The organism is Pseudomonas fluorescens group sp. PF-1 (genome assembly GCF_054481335.1).
Genome location: NZ_JBTMNG010000001.1, coordinates 778,823 through 799,085, shown reverse-complemented (window position 1 = coordinate 799,085; position 20,263 = coordinate 778,823). Strand labels below are relative to the sequence as shown.

Genomic DNA, 20,263 nt, shown 5'->3' with positions numbered 1-20,263 from the left:
TACAACAATAAAACGGGTATTTCCCATGACATCGCTTAACGTGCTGACACCGTTATACATGGCACGGACCATCGGTCTGTGTTTCCTCGTTGCCCTGATGGAAGGCCTGGACCTGCAGGCCTCGGGGATCGCTGCCCAAGGTATGGCGGCGGCTTTCCAACTGGATAAATTACACATGGGCTGGGTCTTCAGCGCGGGCATTTTCGGCCTGCTGCCCGGTGCCTTTCTCGGCGGTTTGCTGGCCGATCGCATTGGCCGTAAACGCGTGTTGATGGCGTCGGTCGCCCTGTTCGGACTGTTCTCGCTGGTCACAACCATGGCCTGGGACTTCAACAGCCTGCTGGTTGCCCGCTGCCTCACGGGCGTCGGCCTGGGCGCCGCATTGCCTAACCTGATCGCGCTGAGCAGTGAAGTGGCTGGCCCGCGCCTGCGTGGCACGGCCGTGAGCCTGATGTATTGCGGCGTGCCCCTGGGCGCAGCGCTGGCTGCAAGCATTGGCATTGCCCAACTGGCCGGTGGCTGGCAAGTGGTGTTCTACGTCGGCGGCGTCGTGCCGTTGCTGATCGTGCCACTGCTGGGACTTTATCTGCCGGAATCAGCGGCGTTTCGCAGCGTCCGCGACGCTGCTCCGATCGGCGTGGTCAGCGGCCTGTTCCGCAACGGCGCGGCATTGCCGACCGTGATGATCTGGGTCAGCTACTTCTTTACGCTCATGGTGGTTTACATCCTGATCAACTGGCTGCCGAGCCTGTTGATCGGCCAGGGCTTCAGCGGGGCTCAAGCAAGCTGGGTGATGCTGGCGCTGCAATTTGGCGCGGCGGCAGGTACGTTGTTGCTGGGCTGGGTCATGGATCGTCTGCCAGCCTGGGCATTGTCGGCGTTGATTTACCTCGGCATTCTCGCGTCCCTGACCGCCCTGGGCATGGTCAGTCAATTGCAAAGCATGCTGGTGGCCGGCTTCGTCGCCGGTTTCTTCGCCACGGGCGGGCAATGTGTGCTGTATGCCTTGGCACCGCATTTCTATCGTCCGTCAATTCGCGCCACGGGTGTCGGCAGCGCCGTCGCCATCGGCCGGCTGGGCGCGATGAGCGGCCCGCTGGTGGCCGGCAAAATGCTGGCACTGGGCACTGGCACTACCGGCGTGATGATGGCCTCGGCACCGGGCATCGTCATGGCGGCGCTGGCGGTGTTTTACCTGTCAGTACGCCGCAACCGCTCCCCCGCTGACTGACTCATCCGCTCTCTTCCCCCCGTGCCTCGATGGCGCGGGGCGTTATCCCTACAACAATAAAAGTGAACACTGCCATGCTCAGGAATTTTCTTCGGGCCTTCAGCGCCTGCACCTGCGTTTTGTCCATTGGCCAGGCTTGCGCCGCCGGTTTTGTCGACGACAGCCATGCCGATCTGGTGATGCGCAACTATTACTTCGATCGCAATTACATCAACGCCACGCCTCAGGCGGCTGCTCGCGAGTGGGCGCAGGGCTTCATTCTCAACATGCGGTCGGGTTATACCGAAGGGCCTGTCGGCTTCGGCCTGGACGCCCAGGGATTGCTGGGGGTGCGCCTGGACTCGTCGCCTGACCGTACCGGGACCGGCCTGCTGCCGTACGACCCCACCACCCGCGAGCCGGCCAGCGAATATTCGGAGCTGGGCCTGACTGCCAAGGCCCGGGCGTCGAAGAGTGAGTTGCAACTGGGGACCATCAGCACGTTTCTGCCTATCGCCTTTGCCAGCCCTACCCGCTTGCTGCCGCAGACCTTCCGAGGCACGTACCTCAAGTCCCAGGAAATCGACAACCTGACCCTGCATGCCGGCTGGCTCGATCGCATCAACCTGCGCGATTCCACCAACTACCAGAAAATGTCGGTAGCCTCGCCTAACGGCCGCTTCAATGGCGCCGCCGAATCCGACCGCTTTACCTTCCTCGGCGGCGACTATGCCTGGTCGCCGCAACTGACGCTGAAGTACTACCACGCCGAACTGGCTGACCTTTACCGCAAGGACTTCTTCGGCTTCGTCGACAATCGTCCGATCGGCCCCGGCAGCCTGAAAAGCGACTTCCGCCTGTTCGTCACTGGCGAGGACGGCGCGGCCAAGGCGGGCCCCGTGGACAACCGCAATGCGGCACTGATGCTGACCTATGCCTTGGGTGCCCACAAATTCGGTGCCGGCTACATGCAACTGACCGGCAAGACCGCAATGCCCTACCTGTTCGGCACCGAGCCGCTAGTCATCACCGAAGGCACGCTGAGCTCCGAGTTTCTTAACCCCAAGGAGCGCAGCTGGCAGGTGCGCTATGACTACAACTTCATAGCCATTGGCTTGCCCGGGCTCAACGGTATGCTGCGCTATGTGAGTGGCGACAATATCGAGCTGCCCAAGCTGGGAGGCTCCAATCTGAAAGAGAGTGAGAAGGATATCGAGGTCAACTACGTGCTGCAGGGCACACCCCTCAAAGGCCTGGCTCTGCGCGTGCGCAACGCGTGGTACCGCAATGATTTCGCCGCGCGGGCCAGTCACAGGGATGACAATGAGCTACGGGTAAACGTCGATTACACATGGAAGCTATGGTGAGCTCCCGTCCAGCGAGTAGACGTGTGTTGAACGTCGCCACCCTGGCGAGTGCGGCCTGTCGAGCGCAACGCAACGGCCCTTGAAATGCACGATGCCCGATGCACCGCATCGGGCGTCAGGATGAAACAGGGGTAAACCTGTTTCACGACTGGACATGAAATACCGACCTGTTTGCCCGGCGGATCAGGTTGTATCAGGCCTTTTTGGTTCGCGGCAAAAAAATCGCCAGGACACCCAATAGCGGCAGGAACGAACACAGCCAATACACGTATTCGATACCGCGAATATCCGCCAGATGGCCCAGTAATGCCGCACCAATACCACCAAACCCGAACATCAGACCGAAGAACACCCCGGCAATCATCCCGACATTACCCGGGACCAGTTCCTGGGCGTACACCACGATGGCCGAGAACGCCGAAGCCAGGATGAAACCGATGACCACGCTGAGAAGACTGGTCCAGAACAGATCGACGTGCGGCAAAACCAGGGTGAACGGCGCGACACCCAGGATCGAAAACCAGATCACCGCCTTGCGCCCGATCTTGTCGCCGATCGGCCCACCGAAGAAGGTCCCCGCCGCGACCGCACCGAGGAACAGGAACAGGTGCAGTTGCGAACTGGCCACCGACAGGTCGAATTTTTCGATCAGGTAGAAGGTGAAGTAACTGGTGAAACTGGCCATGTAGAAATACTTGGAGAACACCAGCAGCCCCAGCACCACCAACGCGCTGATTACCCTGCTCCTGGACAAGCCATGCGTCGCGGCCTGACCCTGTTTGAGCTTGAACAGACTCAAGTGATTGGCGTACCAGCGGCTGATCCGGTAGAGCACGAACAGCGCAAACACGGCGAACAGACCGAACCAGGCCACGTGCCCCTGGCCATAGGGAATGATGATCGCTGCCGCCAGCAAGGGACCGAAGGCCGAGCCTGCGTTGCCGCCGACCTGAAAGGTCGATTGCGCCAGCCCGAACCGCCCGCCCGAGGCCAGTCGCGCCACGCGTGAAGCCTCCGGGTGAAAGGTCGAGGAGCCGATACCGATCAGCCCCGCCGCCAGCAGAATCAGCGGAAAGCTGCCGACCACCGACATCATCAGAATTCCGACCAGCGTGCACACAGTGCCGGCGGGCAATAGCCATGGCTTGGGATGGCGATCGGTGTGATAACCGACCCACGGCTGCAATAGCGAAGCGGTCAGTTGAAACGTCAGGGTGATCAAGCCGACCTGGGTGAACGTCAGGCCGTAATTGGCCTTGAGCATTGGATAAATCGACGGCAATACCGACTGGATCAGGTCATTGATCAGGTGCGCCAGCGCGACTGCGCCGATGATTCGCATGACCAGAGGACTGCTTTGTGAAGGAGCAGGCGCCGATGCAGCGGCGGACTGAACATTGCTGATAGCCATGAGAATTTCCGGACAACAAGTAAGTGCGCACAGGCAGGTGCGTCAATGTGCCATTTTTCGATGCGACAGCGCCATCCCCTTAGCCTGCTAACGACTTTAATATTCATCGGAAAGACGGTGATAGCCCAACGCCATGGTCTGAATCTTGCCTCGCTCTTGCGCTTCAACGCGGCCCCTTACAAAGGGGACCGAGAATGGGAAGTTTCACCACAGCGTTGGCTTACACAGCCGGCAAAGGTGAACTTTCGAGGCCGTTTACGGGGACACAGGTCGGGGTCGCAACGACCTCGATACACGCCGATGGCGCGTGGTGTCCGAAGGAGTCATGGGGCATGCAGGCTTTTTTATCACCGGGGATCAGGCTGCTGGGGCGCTTTGGCTTCGCACGCAAATTTCAACTGTTGTTTCTGCTGTTTATCCTGCCGCTGGCCGGTAGTCTATGGATGATTGGTCTGGACTACCGAGACAAACTGAACCTGATCTCCGGCGAACGGGCCGGGGTTCGCCAGTTACTCGCCCTCGATGCGCTCGATAACCTGCTGGAAGCCCAGCGTGACCGTGCTGCTCGCTGGCGCGCCACCGAAACCAATCGCCAGCCAACGCCGGCAACCCTCAGCGCCATGGCCGCATTCGACGCGGTCCAGCCTGCTGTCGCCCAAGCCACCTCAGCACTGAACAGCGCCCTGCAAAAGGAGGGCGCGGAAGGCGAAACCCTGACCCGTTTTCAAGCGCTGCAAAATGCCCTCAACGGCCTGGACTCCAAGAGCCTGAGCAGCGTCGGTTGGTGGCCGGACGGCTACGATCGCTTCACCAACGCCTTGAGTGCCCTGCAAGCCTTGCGCGAACAGATCGCCATGGATAATCGCCTGACGCTGGCCCCCTGGCTGGAAACCTACCTGCTGACGCAGATCTCCACCCAGCACGCGCCCGACCTGATCGAACGCGTCGGTCGCCTGGCCAGTGTCGGTCAGGCCTCGGTGGTGTCCGGGCAATTCACGCTGCAAAGTCGCCTGCAACTGCGCGACTTGCGCAGCCGCATCGGCGACGCCCGGGAGCAACTGGTCAAAACAGCAAGCTTGCTTGAAGCGCGGTTGCCCAGCGCCCTGCAAGCCTGGGCCGGGCAATACCATGACAGCCTCAAGCACCTCGACGCCGGCCTGAAAGTTCTGGACGACGGTGTGTTCGGTGGCAGCATCACCCTCAAGCCCGAAGACTTCGAACGCAGCCTCGATGCGCTGCTTTCCGACCTCGCCGCGTTGCGCCAGCAATCCTTGGTTTCACTGGATCAGCGCCTGGATGACTACCAGGGTTCGGCCATACGCCAGTTCATTGTGGCGGCGAGCATACTGGGCTGCCTGCTGCTGGCCGCGCTGTACCTGTTCATCTGTTTGCAGGCGTCGATCCGCCGCAGCGCCAGCGGTATCACCTTGCTGGCCGAGGCCTTGCGCGATGGCAACCTGAGCTTGCAGGCACCGGTGCACGGCCGCGACGAACTGGCAGCCATCAGCACCGCCCTCAACGTTGCGGTGGTGCAATTGCGCGCCAGCCTGCTGGGGGTCGATCACGAAACCCTGCAACTGAGCAACGCGGTGCAAACCCTCAATCATCACTCCGCCGACGCCTTGGGCGAGGTCGAAACCCAGCAATTGCAAATCAGCCAGATTGCGGCGGCGGCGACACAACTGGCCGCGACCTCCCAAGGGGTTTCCGACAGCTGCGAACGAGCGTCCGGCAGTGCTCAGCAGACTCAGCGTATCGCCGCCGACAGCAGCCGTGACAGTCAGCGCACGACGGCCAGCATCCAACAACTCAATCAACGCCTGAATGACACGGCGGCGGCGCTGGGGCGGGTCAGTGAGCAGGGGCAACAGATTCAACTGGTGGTCGATACCATTCGCGGCGTCGCCGAACAGACCAACCTGCTGGCGCTCAATGCTGCCATCGAAGCGGCTCGCGCCGGCGAACAGGGCCGCGGTTTTGCCGTGGTGGCCGATGAAGTGCGCAGCCTGTCGCAACGCACCCAGTCTTCGACCGCGCAGATCGCCGGCACCGTCGACAGCTTGCGCAGCACCGTGAACGAAGCCGTCAGCCTCATGGAAGCGGCTTGCGGGCAAGCTCAGACCGATGCGCAAGCCGTCACCCGCCTCGGCGAACGATTGGGGGAAATTGCCAGCGCCGTACAGGGTGTCACCGACACCCTGGCGCAGATCGCCACGGCGGTCGATGAGCAAGCGAGCACCGCCGATGAGGTCAGCGGCAACATCCAGCAAGTCGATCAGGCGGCGGTCCGCTTGCTCGAAGGCGCTCGGGCCGTGAACCTTGCGGCAGACACCTTGAGCCAGGGCAGCAAGGCTTTGAGCGCCAATACCGGCAGATTTCAGCTCAAATGATGCCCTCCCCTGACCCGTTTTTTCGGGTCAGGAGGATAAGCGGTTGAAAGCGTAGAGAAATATTTCAGATTTATGCTTGACGCATCCCCGTTACCGGTGAATAATGCGCGCCACTTGGCTACATAGCTCAGTTGGTTAGAGCATAGCATTCATAATGCTGGGGTCCGGGGTTCAAGTCCCTGTGTAGCCACCAAGTACTAAAAACGGCTTACCGCAAGGTAAGCCGTTTTTTTATGCCTGCCTTTTATGCCTGCTCGCGATGGTCGTCAACGATGACGCGGCGAGCCTGATACCCCGCAGCGTCTTTGGATTCATCGCGAGCAGGCTCGCTCCTACATAAAACAGCGGCCTCAGACTCGAACCGTCGCCAACGCCGACAACGCCCGCTCCCATATCTGCCAGGTGCGCAGCCAGACCATCGCCTGCCAGTCGTTGTCGGCCGGATAGAACTGTTCCAGCAGATTCAATTTGATCTGCCGCCCCACCGCGTCGGCGGGATTGCCGTGCAGATGCAGCCAGTGGTCATCGCGCAGATGACGATGCACCTGCGCCCCCGGATACGTTCCGCACTCAATGACGAATGGCATCAACCGCACCTGCGGCAGGGCATTGATCAATGCCTGCGAGGTATAGCCGGTCGCGGTCGCCGCCACACCGGTTTCACTCAAGGTGTCGGCACCGGTGTGCAAGGTGTAGAGCCACGGACCATAAAGCGCCTGCGCATCGGCCAGCGCCGGATAGGCTGCTTCGGTAATCGTCAGCAGCATCGGATGACCGTATTCGCCGGCACCGGTGTGCAAGTCGAAACAAATGGCGACATCGGCATGGGCGACATGCTTCTGGATGATCTGGTGCAAGGTGCGATTCGACCAGCTCGGCGCCAGCCCGCCATAGAACAACCCATCGGGATGCGCATGCTGCCCGCCTTCGACAATCGACATGACCGCCGGCCAGCCGTGTTCGCGAATCTGCGCATCCAGCAAGGCGTCCGTGCGCTCACGCTCGGGACCTTGCAACTGGGTGCAGGCGTAGATTTCGTGCAACCCCTCATACGCCTGGTTATCCGGCAGCGGGCGTTCGAAGTTCAGGTGATTGCGGTTCAGGTCGATGTTGTCTTCGTTGACCCGGCGCAGCCACGCCGTCCCCCAGGGGTTGATCAGATGGATCATCACCACGGCGACATCGGCCGGCAGCGAACGCTTGCCGAGCTCCTGCAGCCACTTGATCTGACACCCCGAACCATAGAAGCCTTCGACCCCATGGGTGCCGCTAAGCGCGATCAGCAGACGCTTGGCGCCGGGATCGCCGAGGACCGCCACATCGGTGCTCAAGGCCTCACCGAAGGGGCCTGTGAGCGGGTGTGGATACTCGGTCAGCGTCGCCCCGGCCGTGGTGGCCGCCGCGAGGAATTGTTCACGCTGGGAGCGGTAGCTTGGCTGGGTCGGGAACTCGGTCTGCATGTCTGCCTCTTGTTGATCTTCTGGCCTGCGTGGTGGCATCGACCCTACAGAAAATCCATCCAATGATGAAGGATAAAAGCGTCCTGGCCGTGGGACACGTTTGCGTCACCGGGTGGTGGCCGATAAAGTCCACCAACCCTTTATCCCACGGACGGAGTGCCCCGCGTGTTCTCAGCCTTCCACTTGAGGCGCATGCGCCTGTCAGCGTTGTCGCTGATCACTGCGGCTTTAGCCCTGACCGCCTGCAACGCGCCATCGGTCTCGACGCTGCCCGTCGCGCCGGAAAGCGCGTCCGGTTATCGCACCGACCTGCAAGCCCGGCACGCCTTCAGGCACATGGCAGCAGCCGCCAACCCGCTGGCGGCCGCTGCCGGGCGGGAAATGCTGCGTCGTGGCGGTTCGGCCATCGATGCAGCGATTGCAATGCAAGCGGTATTGACGCTGGTCGAGCCGCAATCTTCCGGCATCGGCGGTGGCGCGTTGATCATGCTGTGGGACGGCAAAAACGTGCGCACTTATGACGGACGAGAAACGGCACCGGCCGGCGCCACGGAACGGCTTTTCCTGCAAGCCGATGGTACTCCCATGCCTTTCACCCGGGCGCAGATTGGTGGTCGTTCGGTGGGGACGCCAGGCGTACTGCGCGCCCTTGAACTGGCCCACAAAAAACATGGCCGCCTGCCTTGGGCGCAGCTGTTCGAACCGGCGATCAAACTGGCGGAGCAAGGTTTCGCCATTTCGCCACGCCTGCACCAGTTGATCGCGTCGGATTCGTCGCTGCGCAGTTCGCCCGACATGGTGGCCTACTTCCTGAATGCCGATGGCAGCCCGAAAGCCATTGGCACCCGCCTGAAAAACCCGGCATTGGCCGCCGTACTGCAACGCATCGCCAACGAAGGGCCGGATGCGCTGTACCGGGGTGTCGTCGCGCAGGAGATCGTGAGAAAGGTTCAGGGCCACGCCAACCCCGGCAGCCTGTCACTGAACGACCTCAAGGACTATACCGCCAAGGAGCGCGCGCCACTGTGCACCGACTATCAGCGCTGGCAGGTCTGCGGCATGCCGCCACCGTCGTCGGGCGGCATCGCCGTGGCGCAGATCCTCGGTACGCTGCAAGCCTTGGAGGCACGCGACAAACACTACGCCCTGGCGCCGTTGAAACCGGTAAAAACCAACGCGCCTGCGGGGATTGAACCCGACCCGCAAGCCGTGCACCTGATTTCCGAAGCCGAGCGCCTGGCCTATGCCGATCGCGCGCAGTACGTGGCGGATACGGACTTCGTGCCGGTTCCGGTCAAGGGCCTGGTAGACCCGAGTTACCTGGCCGGCCGCGCCGCCCTGATCGGTGAGCGCAGCATGGGCACGGCTGAACCGGGCACGCCTCCAGGCATTCAGGTTGCTTACGCGCCGGACCGCTCGCCGTTGCGCATCTCCACCTCTCAGGTGGTCGCCGTCGACGACGAAGGCGGCGCAGTGTCCATGACCACCACCATCGAGTCTGCCTTTGGTTCGCATCTGATGGTTCAAGGATTCCTGCTCAACAATGAGATGACAGACTTCTCGTTCATCCCCGAAGAGAACGGACAAAAAGTCGCCAACCGTGTCGAACCCGGCAAGCGCCCACGTTCGTCCATGGCCCCGACCTTGATCTTCGACCGCCAGAGCGGTGAATTCCTCGCCACCATCGGCTCACCCGGTGGTTCGCAAATCATCGAATACGTTGCCAAGTCCACCCTCGGCCTGCTCGACTGGAACCTCGATGCGCAGCAAGCCATCAACCTGCCCAACTTCGGCAGCCGCAATGGCCCCACCGAGCTGGAACGCGGGCAGTTCAGCCCGGCGTTGATTCAGGCGTTGAAAGCCAAAGGGCACGAGGTGAATGAAATCGACATGACCAGCGGCACCCAGGCGATTGTTCGAGCCAGGGATGCACAGGGCAAAGTATCGCTGACCGGTGGCGCCGACCCTCGGCGTGAGGGAGAAGCGTTGGGGGATTGAGTCTTGCGGCTATGTGAGAAAGGGCTTACCGAGGGATAGGCCCTTTTTTAAAAATATCAGCTCCTGATCGCTTTTCAACTCAGCCAGTTCCTACCCGCAAGCGATTGCTACTTCAGTAGAGTTAACTGAGAGCACTTTCAACTGCCCATCATCGACTCGCTCGTTGCGCCAGTTTTGAGAATGACTCGAGCATCGAAGTCAAATCAGCCCTGCTCGCCATACATCGGTTGCACTTTCTGAGACTTGCACGAGTCCCACCACGGGACTAGGATCATGCCATGAGAATCATCGCCATCAGTCAGCTAAAAAGATTCTGGAAGAAATACCCCGAATCGGAACAATCCTTCCTGGCCTGGATTGATGAGGCAAGAAACTCCGACTGGAGAACACCTTCAGACATAAAGATGCACTTCGCGACCGCCAGCATTCTCAAAAGCCGCCGAGTGGTATTCAACATCAAGGGCAACGACTTTCGGCTGATCGTCGCAGTGGCCTATCGCTTTGGGGCCGTGTACATAAAATTTGTCGGCACTCACAAACAATACGACGCAATCGACGCTGACACCGTCGAGATGGAGTAACCCATGAACATTCGCCCCATTCGCACTGACGAGGATTACCGTGAAGCGCTCAACAATGTGTCAGCGCTGTTCGATAACGAACCAGATCCTGGCACCCCTGAAGGTGACTACTTTGAGATCATGATCACGCTTATCGAAGCCTACGAATCGAAGCAGTTCCCAGTCGATCTCCCCAACCCGATCGATGCGATCAAATTTCGCATGGAGCAATCCGGCTTGTCCGCTGCAGACCTCGCACCTGCGATTGGCAGAACAAACCGGGTCTATGAAGTACTGAATGGAAAACGAGCGCTGACACTTCCCATGATCTGGAAACTGCATGATCTATTTGGAATACCAGCGCAGAGCCTGATCAAGCCAATCAAACAGGCCTGATCGAGCATCGGACGAACTTTAGAATCAGGCCAGCAGGCGACACCCCTTGATCACCGCCGTCACGCCGGCTTATCGACTGATTTTCAGCGCCTGCCGACTCCGGTGTTTCTCCAACGCCAGTTCGATCAACCGCGTGACCAGTTCACTGTAGGTCATGCCAGCGGCCTGCCACAGTTTCGGGTACATGCTGATGCGGGTGAATCCGGGCAGCGAATTGATTTCGTTGATCAGCACTTCACCGCTGTCGGTCAGAAACACATCGACCCGCGCCAGCCCGGAACAGCCCAGGACGTGGAACGCTTCGACGGCCATGGCACGAATACGTTCGCTGGCCTCGTGACTGATGCTGGCCGGCACCACCACTTCAGCGGCCTTGTCATCGATGTACTTGCTGTCGTAGGAATAAAACCCGCTGTGCACCACGATTTCGCCACAACCGCTGGCGATGGCGTCTTCGTTACCGAGCACCGCGCATTCGATCTCGCGGCCACTGACGGCAGACTCGACCAGCACTTTGGCATCGAAGCTCAATGCCAGCTCGACTGCCACGGTGTATTCGGCTTCGTCGTTGACTTTGCTCACCCCCACGGAAGAGCCCTGGTTTGCCGGTTTGACGAACAACGGCAAACCGAGCTTGTCCGCCATCTCGGCAAATCCGTTGCGCGCCACGGTAGCTCGGGTCAGGGTCACGAAGGGCGTGACCGCCAGCCCGGCATCGCGCAGCAGACGTTTGCTGATGTCCTTGTCCATGCACACCGCCGAACCGAGCACATCGGAGCCGACAAACGGCAGGTCGGCCATGCGCAACAGCCCTTGCAGGCAGCCGTCCTCACCGAGGGTCCCGTGGACAATCGGGAAGATCACATCGACATGGCCCAACAATTCCTGACTGGAGGTTTCAACCAATTGCTGGCTGACCTTGCCCGGCACGACGGCCAATTCGCGATTGGACTGATTGAGGGCGATCAGCGCCGGGTTTTCCTGATTCAGCAGGAAATTCGACGGGTCATTGAGGTGCCAGTGGCCTTGTTTATCGATACCGATCAACACCGGTTCGAAGCGCGAACGATCCAGCGCATCGACGATGTTTTTCGCCGACTGCAACGACACTTCGTGCTCTGCCGACCGGCCCCCGAAAACAATCCCTACCCGCAACTTGCTCATTGCCTGACCTCTTCGTGAATCTCTTTATGGCTAGGGTAGCAGCCAACTCAGGGCTGTAAGGTTTTGCCATCCACCGGGTTGCCGATGGTCAGAAAGTGCCCACCGGCGACGTGGTGCAGGGTGCGCAACGCGTCCTGGCCCTCAAAGTGCCAACGTCCGTCACTGAACACGCGCTCGTCGGCCTGAGCGGCAATCACCTGCGCCAGAAACAGATCGTACTGCTGATGATTGTCGGGCTCCGGCAGCAGCCGGCATTCGAGCCAGGCAACGCAGCCTTCGAGCATCGGCGCGTCGATCAGTTCGGCGTCGAACGTCGGCAAGTCATAGATCTGGAATTTGTCGCGCCCTTGCTCCCGCGTCAGCTCCAGGCCAGACGTCGACCCAACGGTTTGGACGATATCGGCCTGGGCGGCGCAGGGAACGTTCAGCACGAAGGTCCCGGAGGCTTCCAGCAGCTGTCGGGTCCAGGTGGACTTGTCCAGCACCACAGCGATTTTCGGTGGTTCGAAATCCAGCGGCATGGCCCAGGCCGCCGCCATGATATTGCGCTGACCGTCATGGGCCGCGCTAACCAGAACGGTGGGCCCATGATTGAGCAGACGGTAGGCTTTGGACAACGGGACCGGGCGACGGTGAGAAACGCTCATGGATGTCTGCTCCTGGGGGAAAGAGCCGATTGTAACGACATCTTGCGAGAGCTGGCTTGATCAGGTGTAAGGATCAGAGCCTGCTCCGCGTCGACACCGGATGTGAACCCGAACGCAGCGATCTTTTAACGGATCAGGTCGCCAACTGATTGGCAAACTGCCCCACCGCATTCACCACTTTCTGCGCACCGTCCTGGATCTCGACAATCACCGTGCCGGCTTCCGCCGCCAGCGTCAGCCCGTGCTCAGCCTGCAGCTTGCCGTCGGTGACCAGGGCCACGGCGTTGCGCGCCATATCCTGGTTCTGCCGCACCACCACAACAATTTCATCGGTGGCCTGGCTGGTCCGCGAAGCCAGTTGCCGGACCTCATCCGCCACCACGGCAAACCCTCGGCCCTGCTCACCGGCACGTGCCGCTTCGATGGCCGCGTTGAGCGCCAGCAGGTTGGTTTGTTCGGCGATGCCACTGATGGTTTTGACGATGGTGCCAATCACCAGCGACTGCTCATTGAGCGCCTCAATGCCATCACCTGCGGTTTGCATGTGCTTGGCCAGATCACGCATCACTTCCACCGCCTGATTGACCACAGTACTGCCTCGCTGGGCGCTTTGATCGGTTTGCTGCGAGGTGCTGTAGGCGATGTTCGCTGCTTCGGCGACGGCTTGCTCCTGATTGACCTGATCGGTGACCACCGTGGCGAACTTCACCACTTTGTAAAGTTTGTTATTGGCATCGACCACCGGATTGTAAGAGGCCTCCAGCCATACCGTACGACCATGGCTATCGACGCGCTTGAAGCGATCAACCACATACTCACCCGCGTTCAGTCGACGCCAGAAGTCCTGATACTCGGCACTGTTGGCCTCTTCCGGCAGGCAAAACATGCGGTGATGCTTGCCCTTGATCTGCGCCAGGCTGTAACCCATGCCGCTGAGAAAGCGGTCGTTGGCGCTCAACACATTGCCATTGAGATCGAACTCGATCACCGCCGTCGAACGCATCAGCGCACCGATCAGGTTTTCGTGTTCACGGGAGGTCTCGATGGTGCGGGTCAGGTCGCTGGAGAAAATCGAAAAATGCTTGATTTGGCCACTGGCCGAGCGCACTGGCTGCAGGATCGAACGCAACCATGCTTCCTGGCCGGTGCCCCGCAACAGGCGCACCGCGCCGGCAAAGTGCTCGCCACGGCTCATCGCCGCTTTGAAACGCAACTGGAATTCGTCGTTTCTCACATGCTCGGGAACGATTTCTTCGATGCGCCGGCCAATCAGCTCGTCGCTTTTGTAGTGCATTTCGCTGAGGAAATTCTGATTAACCGATTGGACCCGCCCATCTGTATCGAGGGTCAACACAAGCATCTCGCTTTCCAGGCTTTCCTTCACTTGCTGAAGGCTGGAGAGTTCTTCGCGAAGAGCCGATAGCTCCTGCTTCAAGCGTTTATTGAACATGGGGATGCACCGATGGACTGGGGTAGAAAGCGATTTACAGCCTAGCCATCGGCCTTGCGGGTCTTTTCTGAAGAGTGTTTCAGCTTTGTCCTACAAAAATAGTTCAGGCACCCCCATCGTGTTGTTGATTCACGCAGCGCCAACGGTCGAACACCTTGCGATTTTCGGCATCCGCGTGCCGAAGTATGCCGCGCTGCTTACGCCCACCGCCCCCATCACCGCGCAGAAAATCACACAGACCCACGGACTCCGCGGCATCAGACCGATCAACAGCAGCGGTGTGATACTGGCCCAGGCCGCGTAGGCAATGTTGTAGGTGAATGAGATGCCCGACACACGAACCCGCGCCGGGAACAGGCTGACCATCACCGAGGGCACCGCACCGACCACTCCGCAACCGAGCCCCGCCACCGCGTAGGCCAGACCGACCCAGTCGCCGCCGCTGATCAGACAGGTGTAAAGCACGCCGATACCCAACGGCAGCAGCAGGCTATACAACATCACCGTGCGCCAGGCGCCAATGCGATCGACCAGTAACCCGGCGAGCACGCAGCCAATGTTCAGAAAAACAATGCCCAACGCGCTCAGGGCGAAGGTGTGACTGGCGGTCATGCCGAAGGTTTTCTGCATCATGGTTGGCGTGATGACCACGAACACCACCACCGCCGACGTCAACACACAGGTGAGGATCATTGCCGGCAGCATGGCCAGGCGATGTTCACGCAGGACACTGCGCAGCGGCAGCTCCACGGTTTGCTCGCGCCGCGCCTGCATGGCCATGAATACCGGCGTTTCACTGAGCCAGCGGCGCAGCCAGACGCCGATCACACCAAACACGCCGCCCAGCAGAAACGGGTAACGCCAGGCGTAATCGAGGATTTCGACCGGGGTGAAGGCCTGCGCCAGGAAGGTGGCCGTCAAGGCACCGAGCAGATAACCGAAGGTCAGTCCTGCCTGCAAAAACCCCAGGGCATAGCCCCGACGGCCCGCAGGCGCATGCTCGGCGACGAACACCCAGGCGCTCGGCACTTCACCGCCCACGGCCGCCCCTTGAAACACTCTCAGGAGCAACAGCAGCAGCGGGGCGAAATAGCCGATTTGCGCGTAGGTCGGCATGATTCCGATCAGCAGACAGGGCAACGCCATCATCAGGATGCTCAGGCTGAAGACCTTCTTGCGGCCCAAACGGTCGGCGAAATGCGCCATCAGGATCCCGCCCAGAGGACGTGCCAGATAGCCGGTGACGAAAATGCCGAAGCTTTGCAGCAAGCGCAGCCATTCAGGCATTTCCGGCGGGAAGAACAACTGGCTCAGGGTCAGCGCGAAAAATACGAAGATGATGAAATCATAGATTTCCAGCGCGCCGCCGAGGGCGGCAAGCCCCAAGGTTTTGTAGTCCGAGCGGTTGAAGGGCGTCGGGGGTGAATCGGTGTTGGCAGTCATGAAAAGAACTCTGGTGCAGGCAAAAACCAAGGCGCCCATGGTCTACGCAAACGCGCCAGCGGACAACCCGCTAGACTAAAGTCGCATAGTCGCAAAACAGCCCCGCACAAAACTTTCGGGTGAATTAATGTCGATGTCTGTCCGAACGGGCCGCTACCGCCCCGAAGACCACAATAAACATAATAATTCGAGGTACTCCCGTGGCCGCTGATATCGAAGATAGCCGCTCCGCCCGCTTTGCCCTGCGCTGCTCAAGTTTTGCCGAACGCTGGTTTCCCGATTCCTGGGTGTTTGCCGCGCTGGCCGTGATTATCGTCGCCCTCGCCACCATGGCCATGGGCGCCAAACCCACCGACGCGGCCATGGCGTTCGGCGACGGTTTCTGGAGCCTGATCCCGTTCACCATGCAAATGGCTTTCGTGGTGATCGGCGGGTATGTGGTCGCCAGCTCGCCACCGGCAGTCAAGCTGATCGACCGTCTGGCGAAAATCCCGAAAAACGGCCGCTCCGCCGTGGCCTGGGTGGCGCTGATCTCCATGGTTGCATCGCTGCTGAACTGGGGCCTGTCGCTGGTGTTCGGCGGCTTGCTGGTGCGCGCCCTCGCCCGCCGTACCGACCTGAAGATGGACTATCGCGCCGCCGGAGCCGCAGCGTACCTGGGCCTTGGCGCGGTGTGGGCCTTGGGCTTGTCATCGTCCGCGGCGCAATTGCAGGCCAACCCGGCCAGTCTGCCGCCGTCGATTCTGTCGATCACCGGGGTCATTCCCTTCACCCAGACCATCTTTCTCTGGCAGTCGGGGGTGATGTTGCTGGCGCTGGTCGTCGTCTCGATCATCATCGCCTACGCGACCGCCCCCGGCCCTAACTCGGCACGTGACGCCAAAGCCTGCGGGGTCGACCCGAGTTTCAATCTACCGCCCCTGCAACCACGCACCCGTCCCGGCGAATGGCTGGAGCACAGCCCGCTGCTCATCATACTTTTGGTGCTGCTGGCCGCCGGATGGCTGTTCCATGAGTTTTCGACCAAACCGGCGATCAGTGCGATCTCCGGCCTTAACACTTACAACTTCCTGTTCATCATGCTCGGTGCGCTGCTGCACTGGCGCCCGCGCAGCTTCCTCGACGCCGTGGCCCGTGCGGTACCGACCACCACCGGCGTGCTGATCCAGTTCCCCCTGTACGGCTCGATCGCCGCGTTGATGACCACGGTCAAAGGCGCTGATGCCCAGACCCTGGCCCATCACATCTCGACCTTCTTCGTCAGCATCGCTTCCCACGATACCTATGCGCTGCTGATGGGCGTGTACTCGGCGATCCTCGGCTTCTTCATTCCGTCCGGTGGCGGCAAGTGGATCATCGAGGCGCCGTATGTGATGCAAGTCGCCACGGATCTGAACTACCACCTGGGTTGGGCCGTGCAGATCTACAACGCCGCCGAAGCCCTGCCCAACCTGATCAACCCGTTCTATATGCTGCCGCTGCTGGGCGTGCTCGGGCTGAAAGCACGGGACCTGATCGGATTTTCGTTCGTGCAACTGCTGGTGCACACGCCGTTGGTGTTGCTGTTGCTCTGGGCGCTGGGAACGACGCTGGCGTATACGCCACCGGTAATGCCGTAGACCACTGGAGCTTTTGTGGGAGGCGGTGCAGCTCCCACATTTGAGACGGACCCACAGGCTAAAAAGGATCTGAGCATGATTAAACTCGCAGGACTGACGCTCGCGGCACTCACCCTGAGCGCCGCCGCCCACGCCGATGTGACCCTGAACCTGGGCAGCACCGAACGCCTCACGCGGCTTTTTGCTTATCCCAACAACTGCAACGTGATTTGCTTTCGCAACTGGACACTGGAGCAAACGGTCGAGCATTACCTGACCCAAAGCGTGCAGCGCGATGGCTACGGCACCGCGAAGGTTCTGGTCAAAACCGATAATGGTCAGCTCTTCACTGTCATCAGCGGCGTACCCGCCGACTATCAAAAACCCTTGACGGCGCTGCTCGACGCCGGCGATCTGGCTTACACCGCCGCCAGCAAACTGAATGCCGACGGCAAGTGGGCCTATAACTGGTATTTTTTCCTGCCGCTGGGCATGCCCCTGGAAAACCGCAGAAGCGTCGAATTGCTGCACTTCCCGCCCGACTATTCATTGACCCAGGCCCAGGATTACCTCAAGTCAGCCACGACGGATCGCTGGGCCTCATTACTGACGATCAATGGCGTCCCGGCCGAGCAGACGCCGAGCTACCAGACGATCATCGACATCGCTCCGATTGCCGCGCCGTCCAACGCCGGCAAGGACCTGGAAGGTGTCTACGATTACTTCAAGGACTACCAGACCACCATGGTCAAGAACCTCAGCCGAAATGCCAGCGGCGAGGCCGTGCCGATGGTTGCGTTTGGTTCACCGGTGCGTGACTGGATCAAACAGCAGTACGGGCCGACGGTGAATGTACTGGGCCTGGTGAATATCAGCCCGAACGAAGGGCTGAAAGTACCCGTTCTGGGTGCCAACCACCCGAGCTACATTTGGTACGCCGCCGACCCGGCAAACTACACCGGCACCGATGCCAAGGCCAAAGCCGATGCAGCGGGACTGAAAGTCATGGGACAGGACCTGAGCGCCGCGTGCTGGCAGGCCGCCATGGGCCGCGAGACTGACAGCAATGCTGATATTGAGCTCAGGAGTTGCACGCAAACCTGGCAAGTGGCCCAGAAAGATAAAACCTGCGAGCTGTTCTACACCTCGATCCGCAATCTGACGCCTCAACAAGCTGCAGGCAAATGCGCGTCGGCAACGATCCAGGCCCAGCTCAAACAACTCAAGGCACCTGCGCCGGCGACGGCAGTTCCCGCCCCGGGATTGTAGATCGATGAACCGATGAACGGCCGGTCTCGCTGTCAGTTATGACAGTAGACCCGCCGACTCATCTGCGAGAGGCTTGGGCGAAACCATGTTGCAGCGCTGACAGGATCGTCAGTTGGAGGAAGTCGCAGCATCCAGCCAACAAGGATCGTTATGAAAGCCAATGCCCCTCACAATCCCCTCGCCGCACCGCCAGCCGGTGTCTATCCGTTTGCGCACCTTCCGGTTCGCCTGGGATTCCCCTCCCGGGCCGACTTCGAGGTCATCACCAACGACAAAGGCGCAGCGATCGCCATTGCTGCCTTGCGCGAGTTTCCCCGTATCAGCCGAATTTGCCGGATATCGGGACAACTACTGCCCTATCGTTGCCGACATACCAGGCAACTCGCTCCCGGCGTGCATGTCTTCGACCCACGCTTCTGTGGATTGCTGCAACACGCTTGCGACCCAAATGTCTTTCTCGACATGAGCGAGCTATGGCTGTGGGCGCTGAAGGACATACAGAAAGGTGACTGGCTGACGATCGACTACGCCGCCACCGAAGACAAACTGTTGCGTCAGTTCGCCTGTCAATGCGGTTCGTACAAATGTCGCGGCTGGATCACCGGCTACAATGAATCGCCAAACGCCGACGGCCAGGCCTTTTTACAGCGCTGGCGTCGGCATCTGTTCGACTGAATGCGTTACTGCGCTTCGACCGGACGCAGGCGGTACTGTGGCGGCAATTGCTCGAAGCCACTGATCGTAGTGTTCAGGCTTTTCCAGCGACCGTCCTTGATGCCGTAGATGCAACCGTGGATCGACAGGCTCTGTCCGCGGTGCCAGGCGTTTTGCACGATGCTGGTATGGGCGACATTGGCCACTTGCTGAACCACATTGAGTTCGCAGAGCCGATCGACCTGCTCCTCTTCAGTGGCCAGTTTGGCGAGTTCTTCGCGCTTCTCGTAGTAAAGGTCGCGAATCGAACGCAGCCAGCCGTCGATCAGGCCGAATTGGCGATCCTGCATCGAGGCTCGAACACCACCGCAACCATAGTGGCCGGTGACCAGAATGTGTTTGACCTTGAGTACGTCAACCGCGTACTGAATCACCGACAGGCAGTTGAGGTCGGTGTGCAACACCACATTGGCCACGTTGCGGTGTACGAACAAATCGCCCGGCAGCATGCCGACGATCTCGTTGGCCGGCACCCGGGCATCGGAACAGCCGATCCACAGGTACTCGGGAGTCTGTTGGCGAGCCAGCTTGGCGAAGAAGTCAGGATCTTCTTTGGTGATCGCGTCAGCCCAGCGCTCGTTGTTGTCGATCAGATCTTGTAGTTCGTTCATGCAATGAAGCCTCGAGAATGATGCGCTGCTTTGACAGACAACCGCCCGTCGAGGTCACGCGCTTTATGCACATGCCACCGAAAGCTCGTAAATGGCGCTCCGTGCCGGTGGAATTCTCGGTAACCCAGTGGGTCCACCTAGTAAGGCCCACAGTATGAGGAATTGCCATGACTGATTCACGACGTCCATATGATGCGGTGCAACCAGAACCCATCGATGACAACGAAGACCGCATGGGTTCGGTGCATGAGCTGGATTTCGACGAGGAAGAACCCGATGCCAGGATCGGCGACGAGTTGCCGGACAGCGAGCGAGCGCAACTGATACCCCGTCGGCGCGTGCGCGAAGCCGGCATGACCGGTGCATCGACCGCTGATCACGAACCCACGGATGATGACATGAGCCCGGAAACTCTGATCCGCGAAGACGGCGCCCGCGATGCCCATGAAGCGGGTCAAGGGGATCAGGCTGATTGGGACTTGAGCATTGTCGATGAAGACGACATCGGTGGGGGCAATGGGCTGGATGAAGAGGAAATGGCCCGGCGCGATCCGCTGGACCGCAAACGTTGATCG

The 20,263-nt window shown here is 60.2% G+C and carries 16 protein-coding genes, 1 tRNA gene and 2 pseudogenes; 11 read left to right on the top strand and 8 right to left on the bottom strand.

Annotated features, from left to right (window positions below; genetic code table 11):
- Positions 1-25: 25 nt before the first annotated feature.
- Positions 26-1,231, top strand: coding sequence for a 3-(3-hydroxy-phenyl)propionate transporter MhpT (gene mhpT / locus ACX3YD_RS03830; RefSeq protein ID WP_103405109.1), 1,206 nt, complete (start codon positions 26-28; stop codon positions 1,229-1,231).
- 74 nt (positions 1,232-1,305) lie between these two features.
- Positions 1,306-2,577, top strand: coding sequence for an OprD family porin (locus tag ACX3YD_RS03825; RefSeq protein WP_047533200.1), 1,272 nt, complete (start codon positions 1,306-1,308; stop codon positions 2,575-2,577).
- A 193-nt stretch (positions 2,578-2,770) separates the two neighbouring features.
- On the opposite strand, the gene ACX3YD_RS03820 is transcribed toward ACX3YD_RS03825, so the two are convergent.
- Positions 2,771-3,988, bottom strand: coding sequence for an MFS transporter (locus tag ACX3YD_RS03820; protein ID WP_458959297.1), 1,218 nt, complete (start codon positions 3,986-3,988; stop codon positions 2,771-2,773).
- 332 nt (positions 3,989-4,320) lie between these two features.
- Between ACX3YD_RS03820 and ACX3YD_RS03815 the strand changes: the two genes are divergently transcribed.
- Together ACX3YD_RS03815 and ACX3YD_RS03810 are read left to right on the top strand one after the other, a co-directional pair.
- The gene (locus tag ACX3YD_RS03815) at positions 4,321-6,378 is read left to right on the top strand and encodes a methyl-accepting chemotaxis protein (protein WP_458959296.1); all 2,058 of its coding nucleotides are present in this window, start codon (positions 4,321-4,323) and stop codon (positions 6,376-6,378) included.
- Positions 6,379-6,494: 116 nt separating this feature from the next.
- A tRNA-Met gene (locus tag ACX3YD_RS03810) sits at positions 6,495-6,571 on the top strand.
- Between the two features lie 157 nt (positions 6,572-6,728).
- Here the strand turns inward: ACX3YD_RS03810 and ACX3YD_RS03805 are convergent.
- Entirely contained in the window at positions 6,729-7,838 is a 1,110-nt protein-coding gene (locus tag ACX3YD_RS03805) for a DUF2817 domain-containing protein (RefSeq protein WP_458959295.1), read from the bottom strand.
- A 165-nt stretch (positions 7,839-8,003) separates the two neighbouring features.
- Here ACX3YD_RS03805 and ggt point away from each other — a divergent pair, with 165 nt between their 5' ends.
- The 3 genes from ggt to ACX3YD_RS03790 all read left to right on the top strand — a co-directional run bounded on the left by ggt (position 8,004) and on the right by ACX3YD_RS03790 (position 10,792).
- Positions 8,004-9,836, top strand: a complete 1,833-nt coding sequence (gene ggt / locus ACX3YD_RS03800) for a gamma-glutamyltransferase (RefSeq protein ID WP_458959294.1) — start codon at positions 8,004-8,006, stop codon at positions 9,834-9,836.
- A 278-nt stretch (positions 9,837-10,114) separates the two neighbouring features.
- Complete coding sequence (locus ACX3YD_RS03795) at positions 10,115-10,417, top strand: type II toxin-antitoxin system HigB family toxin (protein ID WP_103405104.1); 303 nt, start codon at positions 10,115-10,117, stop codon at positions 10,415-10,417.
- A 3-nt stretch (positions 10,418-10,420) separates the two neighbouring features.
- Positions 10,421-10,792, top strand: coding sequence for a helix-turn-helix domain-containing protein (locus ACX3YD_RS03790; protein ID WP_103405103.1), 372 nt, complete (start codon positions 10,421-10,423; stop codon positions 10,790-10,792).
- A 69-nt stretch (positions 10,793-10,861) separates the two neighbouring features.
- Here the strand turns inward: ACX3YD_RS03790 and ddlA are convergent, their stop codons facing one another.
- The 5 genes and pseudogenes from ddlA to ACX3YD_RS03765 all read right to left on the bottom strand — a co-directional run bounded on the left by ddlA (position 10,862) and on the right by ACX3YD_RS03765 (position 15,496).
- Positions 10,862-11,956: a D-alanine--D-alanine ligase gene (ddlA, locus tag ACX3YD_RS03785; protein WP_458959293.1), complete on the bottom strand. Its 1,095-nt coding sequence runs from the start codon at positions 11,954-11,956 to the stop codon at positions 10,862-10,864.
- Between the two features lie 47 nt (positions 11,957-12,003).
- Positions 12,004-12,603, bottom strand: a complete 600-nt coding sequence (locus tag ACX3YD_RS03780; RefSeq protein ID WP_047533219.1) for a flavin reductase family protein — start codon at positions 12,601-12,603, stop codon at positions 12,004-12,006.
- A 133-nt stretch (positions 12,604-12,736) separates the two neighbouring features.
- Positions 12,737-13,174 (bottom strand): annotated as a pseudogene (locus ACX3YD_RS03775) (methyl-accepting chemotaxis protein); the annotation flags it as partial.
- A 150-nt stretch (positions 13,175-13,324) separates the two neighbouring features.
- Positions 13,325-13,963 (bottom strand): annotated as a pseudogene (locus tag ACX3YD_RS03770) (PAS domain-containing protein); the annotation flags it as partial.
- 219 nt (positions 13,964-14,182) lie between these two features.
- Positions 14,183-15,496: an MFS transporter gene (locus tag ACX3YD_RS03765; protein WP_458959292.1), complete on the bottom strand. Its 1,314-nt coding sequence runs from the start codon at positions 15,494-15,496 to the stop codon at positions 14,183-14,185.
- Positions 15,497-15,696: 200 nt separating this feature from the next.
- Here ACX3YD_RS03765 and ACX3YD_RS03760 point away from each other — a divergent pair, with 200 nt between their 5' ends.
- From ACX3YD_RS03760 to ACX3YD_RS03750, 3 genes are all read left to right on the top strand, one after another.
- The gene (locus ACX3YD_RS03760; protein WP_047533227.1) at positions 15,697-17,115 is read left to right on the top strand and encodes a short-chain fatty acid transporter; all 1,419 of its coding nucleotides are present in this window, start codon (positions 15,697-15,699) and stop codon (positions 17,113-17,115) included.
- Positions 17,116-17,190: 75 nt separating this feature from the next.
- Positions 17,191-18,363, top strand: a complete 1,173-nt coding sequence (locus tag ACX3YD_RS03755; RefSeq protein WP_458959291.1) for a hypothetical protein — start codon at positions 17,191-17,193, stop codon at positions 18,361-18,363.
- A gap of 150 nt (positions 18,364-18,513) precedes the next feature.
- Positions 18,514-19,038, top strand: coding sequence for an SET domain-containing protein-lysine N-methyltransferase (locus ACX3YD_RS03750; protein ID WP_458959290.1), 525 nt, complete (start codon positions 18,514-18,516; stop codon positions 19,036-19,038).
- Positions 19,039-19,043: 5 nt separating this feature from the next.
- Here the strand turns inward: ACX3YD_RS03750 and can are convergent, their stop codons facing one another.
- Entirely contained in the window at positions 19,044-19,688 is a 645-nt protein-coding gene (can, locus tag ACX3YD_RS03745) for a carbonate dehydratase (protein ID WP_458959289.1), read from the bottom strand.
- A gap of 167 nt (positions 19,689-19,855) precedes the next feature.
- Here can and ACX3YD_RS03740 point away from each other — a divergent pair, with 167 nt between their 5' ends.
- Positions 19,856-20,260, top strand: a complete 405-nt coding sequence (locus ACX3YD_RS03740; protein ID WP_458959288.1) for a serine kinase/phosphatase — start codon at positions 19,856-19,858, stop codon at positions 20,258-20,260.
- Positions 20,261-20,263 lie beyond the last annotated feature (3 nt).

Coding starts and splice junctions, on each gene's coding strand:
- mhpT (WP_103405109.1), top strand. CDS start 26: ATGACATCGCTTAACGTGCTGACACCGTTATACATGGCACGGACCATC.
- ACX3YD_RS03825 (WP_047533200.1), top strand. CDS start 1,306: ATGCTCAGGAATTTTCTTCGGGCCTTCAGCGCCTGCACCTGCGTTTTG.
- ACX3YD_RS03820 (WP_458959297.1), bottom strand. CDS start 3,988: ATGGCTATCAGCAATGTTCAGTCCGCCGCTGCATCGGCGCCTGCTCCT.
- ACX3YD_RS03815 (WP_458959296.1), top strand. CDS start 4,321: ATGCAGGCTTTTTTATCACCGGGGATCAGGCTGCTGGGGCGCTTTGGC.
- ACX3YD_RS03805 (WP_458959295.1), bottom strand. CDS start 7,838: ATGCAGACCGAGTTCCCGACCCAGCCAAGCTACCGCTCCCAGCGTGAA.
- ACX3YD_RS03795 (WP_103405104.1), top strand. CDS start 10,115: ATGAGAATCATCGCCATCAGTCAGCTAAAAAGATTCTGGAAGAAATAC.
- ACX3YD_RS03790 (WP_103405103.1), top strand. CDS start 10,421: ATGAACATTCGCCCCATTCGCACTGACGAGGATTACCGTGAAGCGCTC.
- ddlA (WP_458959293.1), bottom strand. CDS start 11,956: ATGAGCAAGTTGCGGGTAGGGATTGTTTTCGGGGGCCGGTCGGCAGAG.
- ACX3YD_RS03780 (WP_047533219.1), bottom strand. CDS start 12,603: ATGAGCGTTTCTCACCGTCGCCCGGTCCCGTTGTCCAAAGCCTACCGT.
- ACX3YD_RS03765 (WP_458959292.1), bottom strand. CDS start 15,496: ATGACTGCCAACACCGATTCACCCCCGACGCCCTTCAACCGCTCGGAC.
- ACX3YD_RS03755 (WP_458959291.1), top strand. CDS start 17,191: ATGATTAAACTCGCAGGACTGACGCTCGCGGCACTCACCCTGAGCGCC.
- ACX3YD_RS03750 (WP_458959290.1), top strand. CDS start 18,514: ATGAAAGCCAATGCCCCTCACAATCCCCTCGCCGCACCGCCAGCCGGT.
- can (WP_458959289.1), bottom strand. CDS start 19,688: ATGAACGAACTACAAGATCTGATCGACAACAACGAGCGCTGGGCTGAC.
- ACX3YD_RS03740 (WP_458959288.1), top strand. CDS start 19,856: ATGACTGATTCACGACGTCCATATGATGCGGTGCAACCAGAACCCATC.